At 73.0% G+C, this 21,023-nt stretch carries 12 protein-coding genes; 8 read left to right on the top strand and 4 right to left on the bottom strand.

Going from position 1 to position 21,023, the window contains the following annotated elements; translation table 11 throughout:
* Nucleotides 1–77: 77 nt before the first annotated feature.
* Complete coding sequence (locus tag SM611_RS21630; protein ID WP_371951684.1) at nt 78–704, top strand: septal ring lytic transglycosylase RlpA family protein; 627 nt, start codon at nt 78–80, stop codon at nt 702–704.
* Nucleotides 705–859: 155 nt separating this feature from the next.
* Here SM611_RS21630 and SM611_RS21625 read toward each other — a convergent pair whose 3' ends face one another.
* The gene (locus SM611_RS21625) at nt 860–1,840 is read right to left on the bottom strand and encodes a hypothetical protein (RefSeq protein WP_371951683.1); all 981 of its coding nucleotides are present in this window, start codon (nt 1,838–1,840) and stop codon (nt 860–862) included.
* A 338-nt stretch (nt 1,841–2,178) separates the two neighbouring features.
* On the opposite strand from SM611_RS21625, the gene SM611_RS21620 reads away from it, so the two are divergent.
* Nucleotides 2,179–2,541 (top strand): YkvA family protein, encoded by a 363-nt coding sequence (locus SM611_RS21620; protein WP_371951682.1) that lies wholly within the window; start codon nt 2,179–2,181, stop codon nt 2,539–2,541.
* Between the two features lie 33 nt (nt 2,542–2,574).
* Here SM611_RS21620 and SM611_RS21615 read toward each other — a convergent pair whose 3' ends face one another.
* Entirely contained in the window at nt 2,575–3,324 is a 750-nt protein-coding gene (locus SM611_RS21615; RefSeq protein ID WP_371951681.1) for an IclR family transcriptional regulator, read from the bottom strand.
* A gap of 791 nt (nt 3,325–4,115) precedes the next feature.
* Between SM611_RS21615 and SM611_RS21610 the strand changes: the two genes are divergently transcribed.
* The 5 genes from SM611_RS21610 to SM611_RS21590 all read left to right on the top strand — a co-directional run bounded on the left by SM611_RS21610 (nt 4,116) and on the right by SM611_RS21590 (nt 10,539).
* Entirely contained in the window at nt 4,116–4,421 is a 306-nt protein-coding gene (locus SM611_RS21610; RefSeq protein ID WP_371951680.1) for a hypothetical protein, read from the top strand.
* A 511-nt stretch (nt 4,422–4,932) separates the two neighbouring features.
* A complete protein-coding gene (locus SM611_RS21605) occupies nt 4,933–5,217 on the top strand; it encodes a hypothetical protein (RefSeq protein ID WP_371951679.1) in 285 nt (94 codons plus the stop codon).
* A 121-nt stretch (nt 5,218–5,338) separates the two neighbouring features.
* The gene (locus tag SM611_RS21600) at nt 5,339–5,584 is read left to right on the top strand and encodes a TFIIB-type zinc ribbon-containing protein (RefSeq protein ID WP_371951678.1); all 246 of its coding nucleotides are present in this window, start codon (nt 5,339–5,341) and stop codon (nt 5,582–5,584) included.
* A gap of 253 nt (nt 5,585–5,837) precedes the next feature.
* Nucleotides 5,838–7,622, top strand: a complete 1,785-nt coding sequence (locus SM611_RS21595) for a fatty acyl-AMP ligase (protein WP_371951677.1) — start codon at nt 5,838–5,840, stop codon at nt 7,620–7,622.
* A 124-nt stretch (nt 7,623–7,746) separates the two neighbouring features.
* Nucleotides 7,747–10,539 (top strand): MMPL family transporter, encoded by a 2,793-nt coding sequence (locus tag SM611_RS21590; RefSeq protein ID WP_371951676.1) that lies wholly within the window; start codon nt 7,747–7,749, stop codon nt 10,537–10,539.
* Nucleotides 10,540–10,588: 49 nt separating this feature from the next.
* Here the strand turns inward: SM611_RS21590 and SM611_RS21585 are convergent, their stop codons facing one another.
* Nucleotides 10,589–11,824: a glycosyltransferase gene (locus tag SM611_RS21585; RefSeq protein WP_371951675.1), complete on the bottom strand. Its 1,236-nt coding sequence runs from the start codon at nt 11,822–11,824 to the stop codon at nt 10,589–10,591.
* 9 nt (nt 11,825–11,833) lie between these two features.
* Complete coding sequence (locus SM611_RS21580; RefSeq protein ID WP_371951674.1) at nt 11,834–14,167, bottom strand: MFS transporter; 2,334 nt, start codon at nt 14,165–14,167, stop codon at nt 11,834–11,836.
* Nucleotides 14,168–14,441: 274 nt separating this feature from the next.
* Between SM611_RS21580 and SM611_RS21575 the strand changes: the two genes are divergently transcribed.
* Nucleotides 14,442–20,987, top strand: a complete 6,546-nt coding sequence (locus SM611_RS21575) for an SDR family NAD(P)-dependent oxidoreductase (protein ID WP_371951673.1) — start codon at nt 14,442–14,444, stop codon at nt 20,985–20,987.
* The last annotated feature ends 36 nt before the right edge of the window (nt 20,988–21,023 follow it).

Genomic DNA, 21,023 nt, shown 5'->3' with positions numbered 1-21,023 from the left:
GGACGAACGAGGTCGCCTGAGCGCGCCGTGAGAGAGCCGGGCGTCCGGGGTCCTGTCCCCTAACAAAGGACTCCTCTGTGGGTAGCCCTGTCAGGCGTCTTCTTCGAGCGCGCCTACGCACCGTCCTGATCGTCTCCGGAGCCGCCGTCGCCGTTCTGGCAGCGGGCGCGTTCGCCCTGGTCAACGACAACGGATCCGCCGAATCGGCGCAGGCCGCGCAGACCGCGCCGCCGCCCGGCGACCCGCTCGCGGGCCGGCCGGGGACCGGCGCCCCGCGGGCCGACCGCGGTAAGCCGCGCGCACCGGAGCCGGCACCGAAGCAGAAGCCGGCGAAGTCCCGTACCAAGTCCGACACCACGGCCGCGCACCTGGCGAGGCCGGAGAAGAAGACCGGCAAGAAGAAGCGGAAGGTCCTCGACTCCGGCTCCTGCGAAGCCTCCTACTACTGGGAGGGTCAGATGACCGCCAGCGGCGAGCGCTTCGACCCGAGCAAGCTGACGGCCGCGCACAAGACGCTGCCGATGGGCTCCAAGGTCCGCGTGACGAACAAGAACAACGACCGCTCGGTCACCGTCCGCATCAACGACCGCGGCCCGTACGCGGGCGGTCGCTGTCTGGACCTGTCCAGGGCCGCGATGAAGAAGGTCGGCGGCACCGGGTCGGGCGTGATCCCGGTCCGCTACGAGGTCCTCTCCCGCGGCTGATCCGCGGCATCATCGTCCGACCCGCCGCCCGGCGGGCGCTCCACCGCGCCCCGCCGGGCGGCGGCCGTGTCTCACAGGCCGTACCTCACAGGCCGTACCTCACAGGCCGTACCTCACAGGCCGTACCTCACAGGCCGTGCCTCACAGGCCGTGCCTCACAGGTGGTGCCCGGCGACGGCGCCGGGACGGGCCTGCGGAGCGTCCTGCTCGCCCGCCGCCCAGGCCCCGTGCCGCTCGTCCGCCGACCGCGCACCGGCCCGATCGGCCTGATCGGCTTGATCGGCTTGATCGGGCGCCTCGGCGTCCAGGGGACGGGCCAGCCGGTCGCGGAACCAGTCGGTGAGGGCCGTGTCGACCTGGACGGCCTCGGTGATCGGCGGGCGGGGCTCGGTGCCCGGTTCGGCGGCCAGCGCGTGCCCCATGCGGAACGTGGTGGACTCCACCGGCCCGGCGCCGTGCAGGCGCAGCACGTCGCGCAGGCCGCTGATCTCCCGGGCGGGGACGACCCGGTCCCGGGCGCCGCCGATGAGGAGCGTGGGGACGTCCCGTCCGGCCATGCCGGGCGCGAGGGAGCCGAGGTCGAGGCGGTCGGCGAGGGCGACGGCGTGCGGCGACCAGTCCCGGTCGCGGCCCGAGCGCTTCTCCACCGCCCGCGCGGCCCGTCCCGGGGCGACGACGGGCGTCACGAGCGCGGCGGCGGCCACCGGCACCTCGCCGCGCAGGACGGCCAGCAGCGCGGCGGCGGCGCCCGCGCTGAAGCCGGCCAGCGCCACGGGGCCGTCCGGGAGCGCGAGGTCGCGGCGGATGTCGGCGAGGGCGCCGGGCAGCCGCTCCACGGCGCCCTCGACCGCCGCGCAGTACGCCTCGACGGCCTCGCTCTCCAGGATCGCGCCCGAGCCGAGCCCGCCCGGCGAGCGGCCCGGCAGGTCGAGGAAGACCCGCCACACCGGCACGCCGGTCATCGGGATCGCCGCCGCGAGCGCGGCCGCCGTGCGGGGCGGGTCGAACCCGGGCCACGCCACGATCAGCCGGACGGGGCCCGATGCGGTCGCGTCGACCGCGGTCGGGGGCAGCGCGACGTAGGGGTCGCCTGCCGCGGTGCCATGGACGGGACGGTTCGAATGGTCGCCGCTCATATCCGTTCGTCAGCTCCTGCGATGCTCGACGGGCCAGGCCGGTCGTGCTGGGGGAGGCGCCCGTGCGGACATGCTCGCAGCGCGCACCAGCCGACACGCCGCGAATCGCCGCGGGTCGCCGGGAGAGTGATGAAGAACTTGCTGGCGGTAAGGCGAATGGGGCCGCGGCGTGACGTTTGCCCCTGGGGTCCCGCGATCATTCCGGCACCGGCGGCGGAGGGGCGCCTGTGACTCGCGCCTCATGATCGGAGCAGGGGAACATTTCCGGCACTCGTCGCGTCCTAGATGAGCGTGGGCGCCGCGGGGGCGCGCCCTCATCAACCTGACGAGGAGTGCTCGTGGACAGGAAGCGCAGTGCGGCCGCCGCAGGGCAGGCCTGGCAGATCTACAGCGAGACCCTTCAGCCCGACGCGCCGGGGCTCTGGACGCGGGTCCGCGCCGTCCCCCGGATGCTCAAGGCCGTCCTCCGCGGCCAGTACAAGGGCATGTCCTTCGGGACGCTCGGCCTGCTCGCCCTGGGCCTCGTCTACATCATCTCCCCGATCGACGCCGTCCCCGACGTGATCCCCATCGCGGGCATCGTCGACGACACCGGCCTGGCGCTGTGGCTGGCCGCCGTCCTCGTCAAGTCCGCGGGCGACTTCGTCACCTGGGAGCGCGGCGGACGCCCCACCGTCATCGTCGGCGAACCCGTCGACTGACCTCGGCGCTCCGCCGCGCGGCGGACGTGAGCGTCAGGAGGCCGGTGCGCTCAACTCCTTGGCGAACCGCTCCGCCGCGTCCCGCATGACCGGGATGACGGCGGGGACGGCCTCGCGGGTCATGCGCCCGGACGGACCCGACACCGAGATCGCCGTCAGCGCCGGGGCCCCACGCAGCGCGACCGCGACGCAGCGGACGCCGATCTCCTGCTCCTCATCGTCCAGCGCGTACCCCTGCTCGCGAATGCGCTCCAGCTCGGCCAGCAGGGCGTCCGGGTCGGTGAAGGTGTTGGGCGTGTGCGCGTCCATGCCCGTCCGGGCCAGGATCTCCCGCACGCGCTGATCCGGCAGCTGCGACAGCAGCGCCTTCCCCACGCCCGTGCAGTGCGGCTGGACGCGCCGTCCCACCTCGGTGAACATGCGCATCGAGTGCTTGGACGGCACCTGCGCGACGTAGACGGCCTGGTCGCCTTCGAGCACCGCCATGTTGGCCGTCTCGCCGACCTCGTCCACGAGGCGGGCCAGCACCGGCCGCGCCCACGTGCCCAGCAGGCGGCTCGCGCCCTCGCCCAGCCGCACGAGCCGCGGTCCCAGGGCGTAGCGCTTGGACGGCTCCTGCCGCACGTAGCCCTGGTTCACCAGCGTCCGCATCAGCCGGTAGATGGTCGGCATCGGCAGCCCGGAGACCTCCGTCAGCTCGGACAGCGCCATCTCGCCCCCCGCGTCCGCCAGATGCTCCAGCAGGTCGAACGCGCGCTCCAGCGACCGAACGGCCTCCGCCACGCCGGTCTCCTCTCCCTCGCAATCCACCCGATTCTACGGAGAACCGATTTCGCTGTGCGAAAGAGGGGGGGTTGCCAGAGTGATGCACGTTACTCGTCGCGGCGATGTGGCAATAACTGTCTGTGCCCGGCGCCGCGGCGCCGCCCCCCTGGCAGCCACGAGAGTAGACCGCTGGGGGGAACGGTGCGCCGAGGGACACGCTGGGCCGCGATCGCGGCCGGCGCCACGCTGGCGGCCCCGATGACGACGAGCCCGTCCGCCGGGGCCGTACCGGACGCACGCCAGCCGGCGGTCCGCTTGCTCATGGACATCACGGCCTCCGGCCCCACCACCACCGGATCCGGTCGCGCACTGACGTACACGGCCCGCCTCCACGCGGAAGGCGGTGTCGCCCATGACGCCACGCTCCTGCTGACCGCGGGCCCTCCCCTGTCGTGGACGCGGCACTCTCCCGACTGCGTCCCCAGCGGTCGCGGCGAACTCCGCTGCGCACTGGGCGACCTGGGCGAGGCACCGACCGAACGAACGGCCACCGTCCGAATCCCGGCCTCGGCGACGTCGGCCCCGTCCGGGAAGCCGATGACCGTCCTCGCGGTGGCCAGAGCCGCCAACGCCCCACGCCGCACGATCCGCGCAGTCTTCGCCGTCACCGCCCCGCCGGCCGAACCCTGCGCGCCCGGTTCCGCGGATACCGGCGGTGAGCCATGCCCGTCCGCGCAACCTTCCGGCCCGAAGCCGACCGCTGGCGATGACCCCGAAGCCACGACGGCCCCGACACCAACGGGCGGCCATTGCGCGACCGGCATGGCGAGCACAGGCGCCAAGCCCTGCCCCGCGACGAGCTCGTCCGGCACCAAGCCGAGCCCGAGCGGTCACGCCGGACCCGCGTCACCGACCGGTCCGACCGCGCAGCCTTCGAGTGGGACGCCGACGACCGCCGATGGGCATTCGCCCAGGGCGTCGTGCGGCAGCCAGGCGGGCAGCGCCGCCACGCCCTGCCCGGTGACGGGTTCGTCGTCGGGTGGTCCGTCTGCGCAGCCTTCGAGTCGGACGCCGACGACCGCCGATGGGCATTCGCCCAGGGCGTCGTGCGGTAGCAAGGCGAGCAGTGCCGCCAGACCCTGCTCCGCGACGGGTTCGTCTGGTGCCGGGTCGAGCCCGAGTGGTCATCCTGGGCCTGTTCCGCCGGGCGGTCCGTCCGTGCTGCCTTCTGGGCCGAAGCCTAAGCCGAAGCTGACGCCGGGGAATGGGCATTCGCCTAAGGCGTCGTGTGGCGACCATAAGGGCAGTGCCGCCGGATCCTGTCCTGCGACGGGTTCGTCTGGTGCCGGGCCGGGAACAGATGGTCATTCTGGGCCAGTGTCGGCGGGGGGTGCGCCTGTGCGGCCTTCCGGCGCGAAGCCGACGGCAGGTGATGGTCATTCGCCTAAGGCTGCGTGTAATGGCGGCAATACGGGTGCTGGCTGTTCGAGTGGTCATTCGCCCGATGGTGAGGGGAGTTCTTGGCCGCACTCGTCCAGTCCGGAAGCGGATGATTTCGGGGCCGCGGGAGGGCCCTGCGGGGGTGGGTCGTGTGTTTCGGCGGAGCCGTCCGGTGGCGAGCCGGGCGTGAGCGCGCCGGATGCGTTCGCGGTGCCGAGTCTGCCCGCCGTGTCGCCGCCAGGGGCGGTCGTGCTGCCGCCGGTGAACGCGCCGCCGGGGCCGCGGGTCGCGCCCGGCGAGACCCGGATGACGCTGATGGCGCCCGCCGGGATGGAGGAGGCGGACGAGACGGACTGGGCGGTCGTGATCGGAATAGCGCTCGTGGCCGAGATCGGCCTGCTGTGGGGCGTCGCCTGCGTCGGGCTGCTGCGGCGGCGGCTGGCCTTGCACCGGGCGGTTTCCCGCGGGTGATTCGGCGACGGGAACGGCCGGAGACAGCCGTATTGAAGGACAGGCCATCCCAAATCGGGTCCGGTGACAGTAGGCTGACCGCCTGATAGTAAATGCTGTCGTGACGGACGGGTGATCCGCTATGTCAGACGCGACGATGCAATGTCCTAAGTGCGAGTCGAAGCTCGGCACGCACGAGCGCCACGGGGTCGTGATCGAGGAATGCCCCGGATGCAAGGGCGTGTTCCTCGACCGGGGCGAGCTGGAGCAGTTGATCGACGCCGAGAGCCGCTATCTCGCGGAGCTTCCGGACGAGGTGAACCCGCAGACGAGCTACCAGGGACGGCACCGCCGGGGCATCATGGAGACGATCTTCTCCGGTGGGTGAGCAGGTTTCCGCACGGTAGGTGACCAGGCGGACGCCCAGGCGAATCCTCTTGTCACGGCGGTGACAAACCGGGGTTCGGCGAATGTGACCGCGAGCTAATATCGCGCACTGACTACCATCGGGTAGCTTGACGATCATCGCCGGTCGCCGAGGGCGTCGAGACACAGCCGTCCGGCCGACGCGGCCACACCCGCCGACGGCCCACCCGTACCGCACCGGGCCCGTCCGGCCCGTCCCCCCGGGAGAATGATCCATGGCATTGGGCTCGCTGCTTCCCGATCTGCTGCCCGGCGGCTCCGGCCGCACCCCGCTGATCGAACGGGTCGCCAGGTGGGCGAGGGAGAAGCCGGACGCGCCGGCCTACACCTTCGTCGACTACTCCGCCGACCCGGCGGGCGCGCACATCACGGTGAGCTGGGCGGAGACGGACCGGCGCGCGCGTGCGGTCGCGGTGGCGCTGCGCCAGGTCAGCGGGCCGGGAGAGCGGGCCGCGCTGCTGCTGCCGCAGACGCTCGAGTACATGATGACGATGCTCGGCGCCATGTACGCGCACATCATCGCGGTGCCGCTGTTCTCGCCCGACCTGCCGGGGCACGCCGACCGGCTGATCGGCGCCTACGGCGACTCCGAGCCCGCGGTGATCGTCACGACGCGGAACGCGCTGCCGCATGTGGAGAAGTTCCTCGCCGACCACGACGTCCCGCAGCCGAAGGAGATCCTCTTCGCCGAGGAGATCGACCTGGCGCTGGCGGACCGCTGGGAGGACGAGCCCATCGCGTTCGACGACCTCGCGTACCTGCAGTACACGTCGGGGTCGACGCGCCGTCCCGCGGGCGTGGAGATCACGCACGGGAACGTGACGGCGAACGCGGCGCAGCTGTGGGCCGGGTGGGCGCCCGACAGGCCGAACCCCGAGCTGGTCAGCTGGCTGCCACTGTTCCACGACATGGGCCTGATCGCGACGATGGCGCTGCCGCTGGTGAACGGCGACCACGCGATCTACACCGACCCGGTGTCGTTCATCATGAACCCGATGCGCTGGCTGCAGCTGATCGCGGACCGTCCGGGCAAGAACGTCTACACGGCGGGGCCGAACTTCGCCTACGAGTACGTCGCGTCGATGGCGTCGCCGGAGAAGCTCGCCGGCCTGGACCTGTCGGGGCTGACGACCTGCCTGAACGGCGCGGAGCCGATCCGCACGTCGACGCTGTCGACGTTCGCGGAGGCGCTGGCGCCGGCGGGGCTGCGGCCCGGCGCGCAGGCGCCGGGCTACGGGCTGGCGGAGGCGACGGTGTTCGTCACCGCGGCGGCCGAGGACACCCCGCCGAAGATCATTTCCGTGGACCGGGAGGCGCTCACCCAGGGTGACCTGCGGCTCCTTGAGGGCGGCTCCGAGCTCGTGTCGTGCGGCGGCCCGTGCGGGCAGATCGTCGCGATCGTCGACCCGGAGACGCGGCTGGAGCAGCCGGACGGCCGGGTCGGCGAGATCTGGGTGCACGGGCCCAACACGGCGCCCGGCTACTGGCGCAACTCCGAGCGGAGCCAGGACACGTTCGGCGGCGAGCTGAGCGAGCCCGGCGAGCTGCCGGCCGGCCCCTGGATGAAGACCGGCGACTACGGCGTCGTCCACGAGGGCGAGCTGTACGTCACCGGCCGCATCAAGGACCTCATCATCGTGGACGGCCGCAACCACTACCCGCAGGACATCGAGGTCACGACGCAGGAGGCGCACCCCGCCATCCGTCCCGACTACGTCGCGGCGTTCGCGCTCACCGGGGAGGAGACGGAGCGGCTGGTGATCGTCGCCGAGCGGAACCGCCGCGTCCCTCTCGGACGGCTGGACGTCGACGAGGTCGAGACGGCCGTGCGCGGCGCCGTCAACATCGAGCACGAGATGAGCGTCCACGACTTCGTGTTGATCGAACCGGGTGGCGTGTCGCGGACGTCCAGCGGGAAAATCGCACGGGCGGCGACGCGGCAGCGTTACCTTGACGGCGAGCTGTCGACGACGGCGGCGCGTCTCGCCGCGCGCAAGTAGGGCGTTCCGCGGACGGCTCGCATCCGGCGCGGCCCGCGGGCCGCGGTGAAACAGGAGGACCATGCTTTCGGGGCTGGGGCGTCTCATTCACCGGCGACGCTGGACCAGCCTTGCGCTGATCCTGGTGACGACCGTGGTCGCGGGCGCCTGGGGTCTCGGCGTGCTCGCCAAGTTCAAGGAGGGCGGCTTCGAGGACCCGGACGCGTCCTCGACGCTCGTCGCGAAGCTGGGCGCGACCTACTTCGGCAGCACCAACCCCGACGTCCTCGTCCTCTACACGAGCGACACGCTGACGGTGGACGACCCGCGCTACGAGGCGAGCGTCGTCAGCACCGTGGCGCGGCTGCCGAAGGCGCAGGTCGAGGAGATCATCTCCTACTGGTCGTTCGACGGTAAGGCGGCGGAGACGTTCGCGTCGCACGACCGGCACTCGACGTTCGTCGCGGTGAAGATGCGCGGCGAGACCGGCGCGACGAAGACCGAGAACTACCACGTCATCAAGGACCGGCTGGCGGCGCCGGGGCTCCGCGTCCAGTACGGCGGCGCGATCCCGCTGGGCGAGGAGTTCGGCAAGCAGGTCGTCGCCGACATCGTGCACGCCGAGACGATCACGATCCTGCCGCTGCTCATCCTGCTGGTGATCCTGTTCGGCGCGTTCGTGGCGGCCTCGCTGCCGTTCGTCGTGGGGATCTTCTCGACCATCGGCGGGCTGGCCGTCCTCCATGTGGTGACGTACGCGGCGGACGTGACGTCGTTCGCCCTGGAAGTCGTCACGATGATGGGCGTCGGCCTGTCGATCGACTACTCGCTGTTCATCATCAGCCGGTTCCGTGAGGAACTGGAGCGGGGCATGTCCGCGCAGGGGCTGCCACCTGGGAAACCCTGGAAACGGGAGCGGGACAAGGCAGCGCGCAAGGCCGCCAAGAAGGAGTACAGGGCGGCCCTGAAACCGATCCGGGAGTCGGCCCTGGCCGCCACCATGGCGACCGCGGGCCGCACCATCATGGTCAGCGGCATCACCGTGTCGGCGGCCCTCGCGGGCCTGCTGCTGTTCCCGCAGATGTTCCTCCGGACGATCGGGCTCGCCGGCATAGCCACCGTCATGGTCGCGGTCTTCGGCGCGACGGTCCTCCTCCCGACGCTCTTGGCGATCCTGGGGCCGCGCGTCGAGATCGGGCGGATGCCGTGGCGGCGGCCTTCGTCCAAGCGTGCGCAGCGCGACCCCGAAAGCGGCTTCTGGTACCGCCTCGGCCACAGCGTGATGAAGCATCCCGTGCCGTACTTCGGGGTCGTGCTCGTCATCCTGGGCGTGATGTTCGTGCCGTTCCTGAACGTCCAGTTCGGCAGTGTGGACGCCCGCGTCCTGCCCAAGGACAGCCCCACCCGCGCCGTGGTCGAGACCATCAAGAAGGACTTCCCCAACGGGTCCGCCGAACCCATCGACGTGGTCGTCTCCGGCGACCTGATCCCGCGCGACTGGACGCCCGCCAAGAAGGACGACCCCATCCCGCCCTACCTGGAGGAGTTCCGGCAGAACCTCGGCAAGCTCCCCGGCGTCACGGAGGCCCAGTTCACCGGCTACTCGGGCTCGTACGGGGGCGTGCGCATCTCCGTCACGCACAAGTACGAGCCGATGGACGAGCACGCCCAGGACCTCGTCACCAAGATCCGCGGGATGAGCCTGTCCAAGGACGGCTACCCGATGCACGTCGACGTCGGCGGCAGCACGGCCGCGCAGATGGACCTGATGTCCAGCCTGATGCGCACCCTGCCGAAGATGGCGGTGTTCGTCGGCGTCGCCACGTTCATCCTGCTCTTCATGTTCTTCGGGTCGATCGCGCTGCCGCTGAAGGCGATCGTGATGAACGTCCTGTCGATCGGGGCGTCGTTCGGCGCGATCGTGTGGGGCTTCCAGTACGGGCATCTCGCCGGCGTCCTGGACTTCACCCCGACGGGCGGCGTCGAGGCGACCAGCATGATCCTCATCCTCGCGGTCGTGTTCGGCCTGTCGATGGACTACGAGGTCTTCCTGCTCAGCCGGATCCGGGAGGAATGGGACCTCACGCACGACAACCGGGCGGCGGTCGCGTCCGGCATGCAGCACACCGGCGGCATCATCACCAGCGCCGCGCTGCTGTTCCTCGTCGTCATCGCCGCGTTCAGCATGGCGGGCATCACCGTCGTCAAGCTGATCGGCGTCGGCATGTTCGTCGCGGTCGTGGTGGACGCGGCGCTCGTCCGGTCGCTGCTCGTCCCGGCCACGATGCGGTTCATGGGCTCGGCGAACTGGTGGCTGCCGCCCGTCCTCGCCGGCCTGCACGCCCGCATGGACCTGCGCGAGCACACCGCCTTCGCCCCGGCGGGCGCGACCGCCGCGCCGCCGCGCCTCCCGGACGAGCAGCCGTTCCCGTACGCGCTGCACTGGGAGGAGGCGGGCCCGACGCCGGCCGCCCCGCCGCGCGCGGACGCGGACGAGCCCGTCCGCGCCGCCCCACCGGCCCCGCCGCGCGCGGCCCCACCGGCTCCACCGCGCCGTGCCGCGCCGCCGCCCATGCCCACGCCGCCGTCCGTCCCCGCACCGCCGCCGCCCGCGCGGGAGAGGTTCAGGCCGGCGGAGACGCCGCTCCAGCACGAGAGGTCCCACCCGCCCGTCCCGCAGGCCGCGCGGGAGGGGTTCCGGCCCACCGCGCCTCCGCCGGGCACGGCGGAGCCGCCGCGGCTGGTCTTCCGGACGCCCGACGGCGCCGAGGCGAACGGCGGGCGCGCCCCCGCCGACGGCGAGCCGTGGCGGCCCTGGGCGGACGGCCCGCCGCAGCCGCGGCCCCCGCACCGTCCGCGCACCAGGCGGGAGATCGTCCCGAACCCGGACAGCTCGGGCTGGTCCTGGGGCGAGGTGCCGGACGACGGCGCGCCCTGACCGGCCCGTCCGTCCACGCGCGGTGCCCTGGCCGGGCCGCCGTGCGGGGTCAGCGGACGCGCAGCAGCGAGTCGATGATCTCCTGGGCGCGTCCGATGCCGTCCTCGGCCCGGATCCGCCGCCCGAGGTCGTCCGCGCGGTCCGCCGTCTCCTGGTCCTGGACGGCCTGCCGGATCTTCGACGCGAGCCGCGGCACGGTCATCGCGCGGAACGGCAGCGGCGTCGGGCCCGCGCCCAGCGCCGCGACGCGCTCGCCCCAGTAGGGCTGGTCGCCGAAGAACGGGCACACCACGGTCGGCACGCCCGCCCGCAGGCCCGCGGCCGTCGTCCCGGCGCCGCCGTGGTGGACGACCGCCGCCATGCGCGGGAACAGCCACGAGTGCGGGACGTCCCGGACCGCGAGCACGTCCCCGTCCGAGCCGGCCGGGTCGCCCTGCACGATGCCGCGCACCCCGGCGAGTTTCAGCGCCGCCCGCACCGCCAGGTCGGTCATCTCGACGTCCTTCGGGACCATGCTCCCGAATCCCACGTAAACCGGTGCGGGGCCGGCCGCCAGGAACTCGGCGAGGTCCTCCGGGGGCTCCCACTCGGGCTCGTCGAGGAACCAGTACCCGGTGAGGTGCACGTTGGGGCCCCAGTCGTCCGGCCTGGGGACGACCACCGGGCTGAAGCACGCCAGCACCTCACCGTCCGGCCTGCGCCCCCGCAGCGGCAGGCGTGGCAGCCCGAGCGTCTCGTCCCGCCACGGGTTGAGGAAGGGGCGCGACAACTGCCACGCGATCTGGTCGACGGCCCGGAAGCTGGCCCGCCTGGCCCACGGCCCGAAAGCGCGCGCCTGCGGGACGAACGGATGCGGGAACGCGCCCGTCGGCTCGCTCGGCTGAAAATGAATCAGCGCCCACGGAACTCCGAGATGCTCACCAATATGACACGGAAGGAAACCGAGAGTGGGCCCCAAGATGAGGTCCGCGCCCTTACAGGCGTCCAAACACTCGGCCAGCAACCGTTCGGCCATCGGCCCCAGGATGCGCCGGAACCCGCCGAGGAACTTCACCGGATTGCGCCCGCCGGCGAGCAACTCCTGCCCGGCGTCCGATTCGAGGATCTCCGTCGGGTCGGCCGTCAGCGGCGCGAGCTCCAGCCCCGCCGCGACGGCCATCGGCGCGTACCGGGCGCTCGCCACGAGCCGGACCTCGTCCCCGCGCGCCCGCAGCGCCCGCCCGAGCGCGACGCAGGGCTGGATGTCCCCCCGCGACCCGGCCGCGAAGATGACGATTCTGCTCACGGGTGCCTCCTACCAGGCATCGTTGCGCGGGGTGACCTGCGGATCCTCGGCCGGCTCCTCCTCGGGCACGTACGGCTCGTACCACCCCTGGGGCGGTGCCGGCCGATCCCCGTCCTCGTCGTCGGCGCCCTCGATGCCGTCCTGAGCACCGGATTCCGCCGCGTTCTCGCCCAGGACGTCCTGCTCCGCGTCGGCGGGGTTCCACGACGCCCTGACGCTCGGCCCCTCGAAGTCCTTGGCGTCGTCGCTCGCCCATGAGGTGGTCGTGCCCGCCAGCTCGTCGAGCACGAGCCTCTCGTCCGCGTCGTCCGGTTTCAGGTCTGCCTTGTCTGCCTTGTCGTCGGGCTCCCACGGTGCGGCCGGTGCGGCCGGCGGGTCGGTGACCGGCGGAGGCGGCGTGCCGGTGGGCGGTGGGAGGTGAGGCGTGGTCTGGCCGGACGGGGGCTCCGGCGGGAGCGCCGGGATCGGGGTCGTCGGGCGGGCCGGAGTCTCGGGGGCCGGCCAGTCGTCCCAGGGAGTGGCCGGTGCGGGGACCGGAGGCGGCTGGGCCGGCGCGGGCCCGCCGACCGGCGGTGGATCGGTCAACGGCGGAGGACCGGCCACCGGTGGAGGCGCGGCGGCCGGTGGAGGGGCGGTGGTCGCCGGAGGGGCGGTGGGCGGTGCCGGCCACGGGGTCGAGGGGACGGGGCGGTCGTCGTCCTGCGAGGCGTCCGGGGCCGGGAGGGCGTTGTCGGTCCACCAGTGCGGGCCCGGGGCGGGGGTGGGGACGGCGTCGTCCGGCATGGGGTCGTCCTCCCAGGTGAGGGGAATCGGGAGGGGAGCGTCGGGCGGGGCGCCGCTCGCCACCGTGACGGGGGTCGCGAGGGGTGCGACCAGGGCGGGGATCGGGTCGCGCGGTGTCGCGGTCGGGTCGAACTTCGGGGTGTCGGGGACGATCGGGGACGTCTTGCCGTGCTTCGGGCCGAGCCAGCCCCGCCGGCTGGGCAGGGTGATGCCGCTGATCAGGCCGCCGATGAGGACGAGGATGGCGCCCAGGATGAGGCCGGACGAGGTGCCGGCGCGGAAGGTCTCCAGGTCGGCGGCGCTCGCGGCCGGGTCCGGGACGTGGTGGACGAGCAGCCCGACGATGGCGATGCCGAACGCGCCGGACGCCTCGCGGATCACGTTGATGACGCCGCTCGCGACCCCGGCCCGCTTCTCCGGGACGGCCTTGAGCACGTACATGACCAGCGGCATGCCGAGGGCGGCGCCGACGCCGACGAGCATGACGCCGGGCATCAGGTCGGCGTACCCGTCGCCGACCTTCAGCCTGGAGAACAGCACCATGCCGAGGCCCATCAGCGCCATCCCGAACCCGATCGCCGGGCGCGGGCCCACCTTGGTGGCCATCAGGAACGCGAGCGGGGTCAGCACGATGATCGCGATGGCCGGGGGCAGCATGACCAGGCCCGCCTCGGGCGGCGAGAAGCCGAGGAAGCGCTGCAGGAAGGGCTGCGAGTAGAACATCATGCCGTTGAAGCCGATGCCGTACAGCATCTGCGACATGAGCCCGCCGGTGAACACCCGGTTGCGGAAGAACCGCAGGTCGATCATCGGGTCGGGGGCCCAGCTCTCGACCACGATGAAGCAGACGAGCGCGATGAGGCCGAGGGCGAAGACGCTGAGCACCGACGGGTCGGTCCAGCCGTGCTTGTTGCCGACCTCCAGCGCGTAGATGAACGCGAACAGCATCGTCGCGGAGATCAGCACGCCGGGCAGGTCGATGCGGGAGTGCTTGTTCTCGCCGTGCCCGGTGAGGGTGAACAGGCCGAGCAGGATCACCAGGATGCCGGGCACGATGTTGATCAGGAAGATCCAGCCCCAGTGCCAGTGCTGGACGATGATGCCGCCGATGGTGGGGCCGAGCGCGGTCGCGCCGGACGCGGCGCCGATGAAGATGATGTTGCCGATGGAGCGCTGCTTGTCGGTGCGCCCGACGGTGACCATGACCTGCGTGGCGGGCAGTGCGAGCGCGGCCCCGGCGCCCTGCACGATGCGGGCGAGGATGAGCACGTCGGAACTCTGCGCGAGCCCGCAGACGGCGGACGCCGCGGTGAAGACGACCATGCCGGACGTGAAGGTGAGCCGGCAGCCGAAGACGTCGGTGAGCCGGCCGCCCGTGATCATCAGGCAGGAGAACATCAGGATGTACCCGGTGGCGACCCAGTCCTTGGCCGAGGAGGACATGTCGAGGTCGGCCATGATCGTGGGCAGCGCCGTGAAGACCACCGTGTTGTCCATGGTGGTCATGAACGCGCTGACGGCCACCACCGCCAGCGCCCATCGGTATCGGCCCCGGGTCAAGAGTCCGTACGGCGAGGGTCCCGCACCGCCGGGAAATCCGCCGCTTCCCCCTAAAAGCAGTAGTCGCTATTGTTACTATTGGTTGGCGTCTCGTTACTCAGCCCTGACTCTGTGCCGGGCTGCCCCAACTATCCCATCAGGCCACAATGGTTACTGCCGAGTCTTGTCATCACCGTGACAAGACCTCGGTGAGAAAAGTGGTCTGGATGCGCATCGTGAGCCGGTCAGCGTAGGACAAAGTGGTCCCTCCGCTTCGATGAACGATCCCGGTTTCATGGGGGGAACCCAGCGCATGCAGAGCAATGATCGTTCGGGAGCCGCGCGGGAGACCCCGCAGGACGGGATCGGTGAGGACGCGATCCGCCGGCACCTGATCGAGCAGATCGCACGCCGCTCCAGGACCGCCGCAGCCGAGGTCGACCCCGACCGTCCGCTGGAGGAGTTCGGGCTCGCGTCGCGTGACGCGGTCGCGATCGCGGGCGAGCTGGAGCAGATGCTCGGCCGCTCGCTGCCGGCCACCCTCGTCTGGGAGCACCCCACGATCAACAAGCTCTCCGTCGCGCTGGCCGGCGGCGCCGACGCCGTCCGGGAGGCGCCGGAGCCGGAGCCCGTCCGGGCGGCGGCGTCCGACGACGAGCCGATCGCCGTCGTCGGCATCGGCTGCCGCTTCCCCGGCGGCGACCGCGACCTGACCGGCCCCGCCGACTACTGGCGCTTCCTGACCGGGCGCGGCGACGCGATCCGCGAGGTGCCGGAGGGCCGCTGGGACCCGTTCGACGACGGCTCCCCCGAGGTCGGCGACCTGCTGGAGAAGACGACCAGGCTCGGCGGCTTCCTGGACGACGTCGCCGAGTTCGACGCGCAGTTCTTCGGCATCACGCCGCGCGAGGCCGCCGTCATGGACCCGCAGCAGCGGCTCGTCCTCGAAGTGGCGTGGGAGGCGTTCGAGCACGCGGGCATCGGCCCGGCGTCGCTGCGCGGCAGCCGCACCGGCGTGTTCGTCGGCGTGTCCGCGCCGGAGTACGCGGCGTTCACCGCGTCCGACCCGGCGTCGCTGGAGCCGTTCACGGCGACCGGCGCCGCGCTCAGCATCATCGCGAACCGGCTGTCGTACCTGCTCGACCTGCGCGGCCCCAGCATGATCGTCGACACCGCGTGCTCGTCGTCGCTGGTGTCCACGCACCTCGCCGTCCAGGCGCTGCGCAGAGGCGAGGCCGACGTGGCGCTCGCGGGCGGCGTGAACCTGCTGCTGTCCCCGACCGTCACGATGACGTTCGACCTCGCGGACGCGACGGCCGCGGACGGGCACTGCAAGGCGTTCGACGCGTCCGCCGACGGCATGGTCCGCGCGGAGGGCTGCGGCGCCGTCGTCCTGAAACGCCTGTCGGACGCGCAGCGGGACGGCGACCGCGTCCTCGCCGTCGTGAAGGGCTCCGGCGTCAACTCCGACGGACGCTCCAACGGCCTCGTCGCCCCGAACTCCGACGCCCAGCGCGCGCTGCTCCGCGACGTCTACGCGACCGCGGGCATCGACACGCGCGAGGTCGACTACGTCGAGGCCCACGGGACGGGGACGTTCCTGGGCGACCCGATCGAGGCCAAGGCGGTCGGCGACGTCCTCGGCGCGGGACGCGAGGACGACGCGCCGCTGCTGCTGGGCTCCGCGAAGTCGAACCTCGGCCACATGGAGTCGGCGGCGGGCATAGCCGGGCTCATCAAGACCGTCCTCGCGCTGCATCACCGGGTGATCCCGCCCAGCGCGCACTACAAGGAGCCCAACCCGCACATCCCGTTCGACGACCTGCACCTCGCGGTCGTCGCGGAGGAGACGCCGTGGCCCGACCGGGGCCACCCGGCGCGCGCGGGCGTGTCCGGGTTCGGTTTCGGCGGGACCAACGCGCACGTCGTCCTGGAAGAGGCGCCCGCGCAGGAGACGACCGCGCAGCCGGCCGTCGTCCGGACGTTCCCGCTGTCCGACACCAGCGACGACCGCATCCGCGACCACGCGGCCCTCCTCGCCGAGTGGCTCCCGAACCAGGACGCGAAGCTCGCCGACATCGCCCGCACCCTGCACCGGCGCGCCGGGCGCGGACGGGCCCGCGCCGCCGTCTCCGCCAGGGACCGCGCCGGGTTCGTCGAAGGGCTCACCGCCCTCGCCGAAGGACGCCCCCACCCCGGTGTGGTGACGGGCTCCGCGCTCGGCGCTCCGGGCCGTCCCGTGTGGGTCTTCTCCGGGTACGGCGCGCAGCGCGCGGGCATGGCGCAGCGCCTCCTGGAGGAGGAGCCCGCCTTCGCCGAGGCCATCGACGACCTGGACGGCATGTTCGCCGAAGAGGGCGGCCCCGACCTGTGGGCGATGCTCGAAGAGGGCCGCAAGCCCGACGGGCCGGCCGACACCATGCCGGTGCTGTTCGCCATCCAGATCGCCCTGGCCCGCACGTGGAAGTCGTACGGCGTCACGCCGGGCGCGGTGGTCGGCCACTCGATGGGAGAGGTCGCGGCGGCCGTCGTCGCCGGCGCGCTCACGGTCGAGGACGGCGTCCGCGTCATCTGCCGCCGGTCGCGGCTGCTGACGCGGCTCGTCGGGGGCGGCGCGATGGCGGTCCTCGGCGCGTCCGCCGGCGAGGTCGCGCGCCTCGCGGACGGGCTGCCCGAGGTGTACGCGGCCGTGCACTCCTCCCCGAAGCAGACGGTCGTCACCGGCGACGCCGACCAGATCGCCGAGGTCGTGAAGCGCGCCGAGGCCGAGGGACGGCTCGCGCGGATGGTGCAGGCCGAGGGCGCCGGGCACTCCCCGCAGGTCGACCCGCTGCTCCCCGAGCTGCGCGAGCAGCTCGCCGACGTCGGCGCCGAACGCGGCACGCCGCTCGCCGACGACGGCATCAAGCTCTACACGACCGCGCTGGACGACCCCCGCGCCTACCTCGGCTCCGACGAGGCGCTCGGTGTCGAGCACTGGGCCGCGAACCTGCGCAACGCGGTGCGGCTCACCGACGCCGTCTCCGCCGCCGCCGAGGACGGGTTCCGGACGTTCGTCGAGGTCAACGCGCACCCCATCCTCGCCCACGCGGTCGGCGAGACCCTTGAGGGGACGGGCGCGCTCGTCACCCACACGCTCAAGCGGGCGCGCAAGGGCGAAGAGACCGACGACACGCTCACGTTCCACGCGCAGCTCGCGACCCTCGTCGCGCACGGTCACAAGGCCGCCACCCCGTCGGACGGGCGCGTCGTCGACGTCCCGCAGTCGCCGTGGCGGCACGAGCGGCACTGGGTCGACCTGTCGGCCCGCGCGTCCGGCAAGAGCGACGAGCACCCGCTGCTCGGCGCGCACGTGGAGATGCCCGGCGAGGACCGCCACGCCTGGCGCGCCGACGTCGGCCTCGCCGCGCAGCCGTGGCTCGCCGGCCTGACCGTGCACGGCCTGCACGCGCTGCCGGTCGCCGCGTTCGCGGAGATGGCGCTCGCCGCCGGCGCGTCCGCGCTCGGCACCGACGACGTCCGCGTCAACAGCCTGTGGATGGAGCGGCCGCTCGCCCTCGCCGACCACACGACCGTCACCACGACGTTCAGCGAGGCGGACCAGCGGGTGGAGATCCACGCGCTGACGCCCGCCGGCACGTGGGCGCGGCTGGCCAGCGCGGACGTCGGCGAGGACGGCCGCGCCCCCGCGACGGCCGGGCCCGGCGGGGCCACCGAGGTCGCCGCCGCCGAGCGCGGCAGCCGCCACTACCGGCTGCACCCGGAGGTCTTCGACCGCTGCCTGTCCGTGCTGTCGGCCGAGGCGGCCGGCTCGGCGGAGGGCGGCGAGGGCGGCGTGTGGCTCGCCGACACCATCGGCAGCCTCCGCGTGTACGGCCCGACCCACCGCGGCGGCCACGTCCAGGCGACGGTCGTCCGCGACGACGAGGCCGTGACCGGCGCGGTCACCCTCCTGTCGGCCGACGGCGGCGTCCTCGCCGAGGCGACCGGCATCGTCCTGCGCAAGGTCGGCCGCGCCGACATCCCCGTGCCGCTCACCGACAAGCTCGTCGAACTCGTCTGGGACGAGACCCCGCTCCCCGGCACGGACGTGCCGGACGGCGGTACCTGGCTGGTGCTGTCCGACGAGGACGACGCGCTCGCCGCCGCGACCGTCGCGGGCCTGGAGGAGCGCGGGAAGCGGGTCGTCCGGCACCGCCTGGCGAACCGGCCCCCGGACGGCCACCCGGTCACGGACGAGCCGGTCGACGGCGTCGTGCTCGTCCCGTCGGCCGATCTGGTCGACGAGGAACTCGTCCTCGCCGTCGTCGGCGTGAGCCGTTCGCTGCCGGACGGGCCGCGCCTCTACGTCGCGACCCGCGACGCCCTGCCGCTGAACGGCGAGGAGGGGCTGCCCGCGCACGGCTTCGTCAGCGCGCTCACGCGCGTGCTGGCGTTCGAGCGGACCGTCCAGCGGGCCACCCATGTGGACGTCGACGGCCCGGCCGACCTGGTCGCCGAGCTCCTCGCCGGCGGCGAGGCCCGCGAAGTCGCCTGGCGGGGCGGGACGCGGTACGTCGCGCGGCTCGCGCAGGCCGTCCTCCCGGAGGCGGCGCCGAAGCGCAAGCGCGTCGTGCGGCGCGGCGGCGCGTACATCATCACCGGCGGCTACGGCGGGATCGGCCTGGTCACCGCGCAGCTGCTGGCCGAGCGCGGGGCGGGGCGCATCGTCCTGTCCGGGCGGAGCGGCCCCGGCGCCGACGGCGAGAAGGTGATCGCCCGCCTCCGCGAGAGCGGCGTGGACATCGGTGTCGTGCTCGGCGACATCGCGGAGCCCGGCACCGCCGAACGCCTCGTCCGGGTCGCCGAGGAGGGCGGCCGGAAGCTGCGCGGCATCATGCACGGCGCCGGCGCCATCGACGACCGCCTGATCGCCGACCTCGGGCCGGACGATCTCCACAGGGTGTGGACGGCGAAGGTCGAGGGCGCGCGGCGGCTCAGCGAGGCCGCCTGGGACATCGACCTCGACTGGCTGGTCATGCACTCGTCGGCCGCCGCGCTGCTCGGCTCGCCCGGCCAGGGCGCCTACGCCGCCGCGAACGCCGCCATCGACGCGCTCATGGCCGCCCGGCGCGCGAACGGCCGCCCCGGGACCACCGTCAACTGGGGCACCTGGTCGCAGGTCGGCGGTGCCGCCGAGACGTCGGTCACCGTCATCGACCCGATCAGCCCGGCGGAGGGCGCGGAGGCGCTCGAAGCGCTGCTCGTCCACGGCCTGCCGGCGACGGGCGTGCTGCGCTTCGACCCGGCCACGGCCGTGAGCCTGTTTCCCGAGATCCGCGACATGCCGTACTTCGCCGCGCTCACCGAGGCGGCGGACGAAGCGGGCGCCGACGACGCCGGCGACTGGCCCGGCGTGGACGCGCTCAAGGACCTCGACCCCGCCGCCGCCCGCACGATGATCGCCGCGCAGGTCAGGCACCGGATCGCGGCCGTCCTCGGGTTCGACCCGCAGCGCCTCGACCCGTCGGTCCCGCTCACCGACCTCGGCCTCGACTCCCTCGTCGCGGTCCGGATCAAGAGCGGCGTCGAGCACGACCTCGGGCTGACCGTCCCCGCGTCCGTGCTGCTCCAGGGCGCCAGCGTGAACGTGTTCGAGGAGTGGGCGGCGGGCGAGCTCGGTCTCGCCGACGCCCCGGCCCCCACGGCCGTCTCGAACGCCGAGTCCGGGTACGTCATGCCGCGCGACGCCGCCGAGCGGCTCGCCGTCCGCATCTTCGAGGACGTCCTCGGACTCGACCGCGTCGGCGTCACCGCCGACTTCTTCGCCGAGCTCGGCGGCCAGGAGCACCAGGCCGACCAGGTCGTCGCCCTCGTCGCCACCGAGCTCGGCGGCGACGTCACCCGCGGCGAGCTGTTCGAGGTCCCGACGGCGGAGAACGTCGCCGAGTTCATCCGGGCCGCGGACGCGGAGGCGGCGCGGCAGACCGTCAGGCCGTTGAAAACAGGCCCTTCCGGGGGGCGTGGGGGGTCGTCCCCCCACCATGACTCCGGCACCCGGCGGCCGATCTTCATCGCGCACCCGGCCGGCGGCACCACCGCCTGCTACCGCCAGCTCGTCGACCTGCTCGGCGACGACCAGCCGGTGTTCGGGCTGGAGCGGTTCGAGGACGCGCCGTCCGTCGAGGAGCGCGCCGCCCGCTACGTCCAGCACCTCCTCGAAGCGCAGCCGGAGGGCGCGTTCCGGCTCGGCGGCTGGTCGTTCGGCGGCGTCCTCGCCTACGAGACGGCCCGGCAGCTCACGGCGGCCGGACGCGAGGTCGAGTTCGTCGCGCTGTTCGACGCGGGCCTCCCGCTCGCCGTAGACGACGAGTCCGACACCCTCGCGCGGCGCTTCTCCGCGTTCGCCGACTACATCAACGAGACGTACGGCCTGGACGTCACGCTCACCTACGAGGAGCTGTCCGGCCTGGACGAGGAGGCGCAGTTCGCCCTCGTCATGGAGCGCGCGGCCCCGCTCGTGGACTACATCCCCCCGGCGGCCCTCACCCACCAGCTCACGTCGCACCAGGACACCCGTTCCCTGGAGGCGTACCAGCCAGAGCCGTACGACGGACGCGTCATCCTCTACTACGCGCCCGAGGAGACCCCCTGGGCCGTCCGGGATGCCCGCTACGTGCTCGACGGAACCAACGGTTTCGGCGGGCTCTGCTCCGACCTGGAGATCGTCACGATCCCCGGGGTGCACCACCTCAACCTGCTCGACCCGCCCGGTGTGAACGTTCTCGCGGCGCACCTGGAGGGCCGGCTGGCCGGACGGCAGCAGAGCGACGCCGTCCTCACGTCAACAACGGCCCGCTGAGGGCCTACCCCCTGAACCCCGTCGTTCCACGGAGGA

Origin of the sequence: Actinomadura monticuli (assembly GCF_041463655.1) — a bacterium.
GTDB classification, from domain to species: Bacteria; Actinomycetota; Actinomycetes; order Streptosporangiales; family Streptosporangiaceae; genus Spirillospora; species Spirillospora monticuli.
The sequence above is the reverse complement of the archived record's forward strand: the minus strand, read 5'-3'. Positions and strand labels throughout refer to the sequence as shown.

Coding starts and splice junctions, on each gene's coding strand:
- SM611_RS21625 (WP_371951683.1), bottom strand. CDS start 1,840: ATGAGCGGCGACCATTCGAACCGTCCCGTCCATGGCACCGCGGCAGGC.
- SM611_RS21575 (WP_371951673.1), top strand. CDS start 14,442: ATGGGGGGAACCCAGCGCATGCAGAGCAATGATCGTTCGGGAGCCGCG.
- SM611_RS21595 (WP_371951677.1), top strand. CDS start 5,838: ATGGCATTGGGCTCGCTGCTTCCCGATCTGCTGCCCGGCGGCTCCGGC.
- SM611_RS21600 (WP_371951678.1), top strand. CDS start 5,339: ATGTCAGACGCGACGATGCAATGTCCTAAGTGCGAGTCGAAGCTCGGC.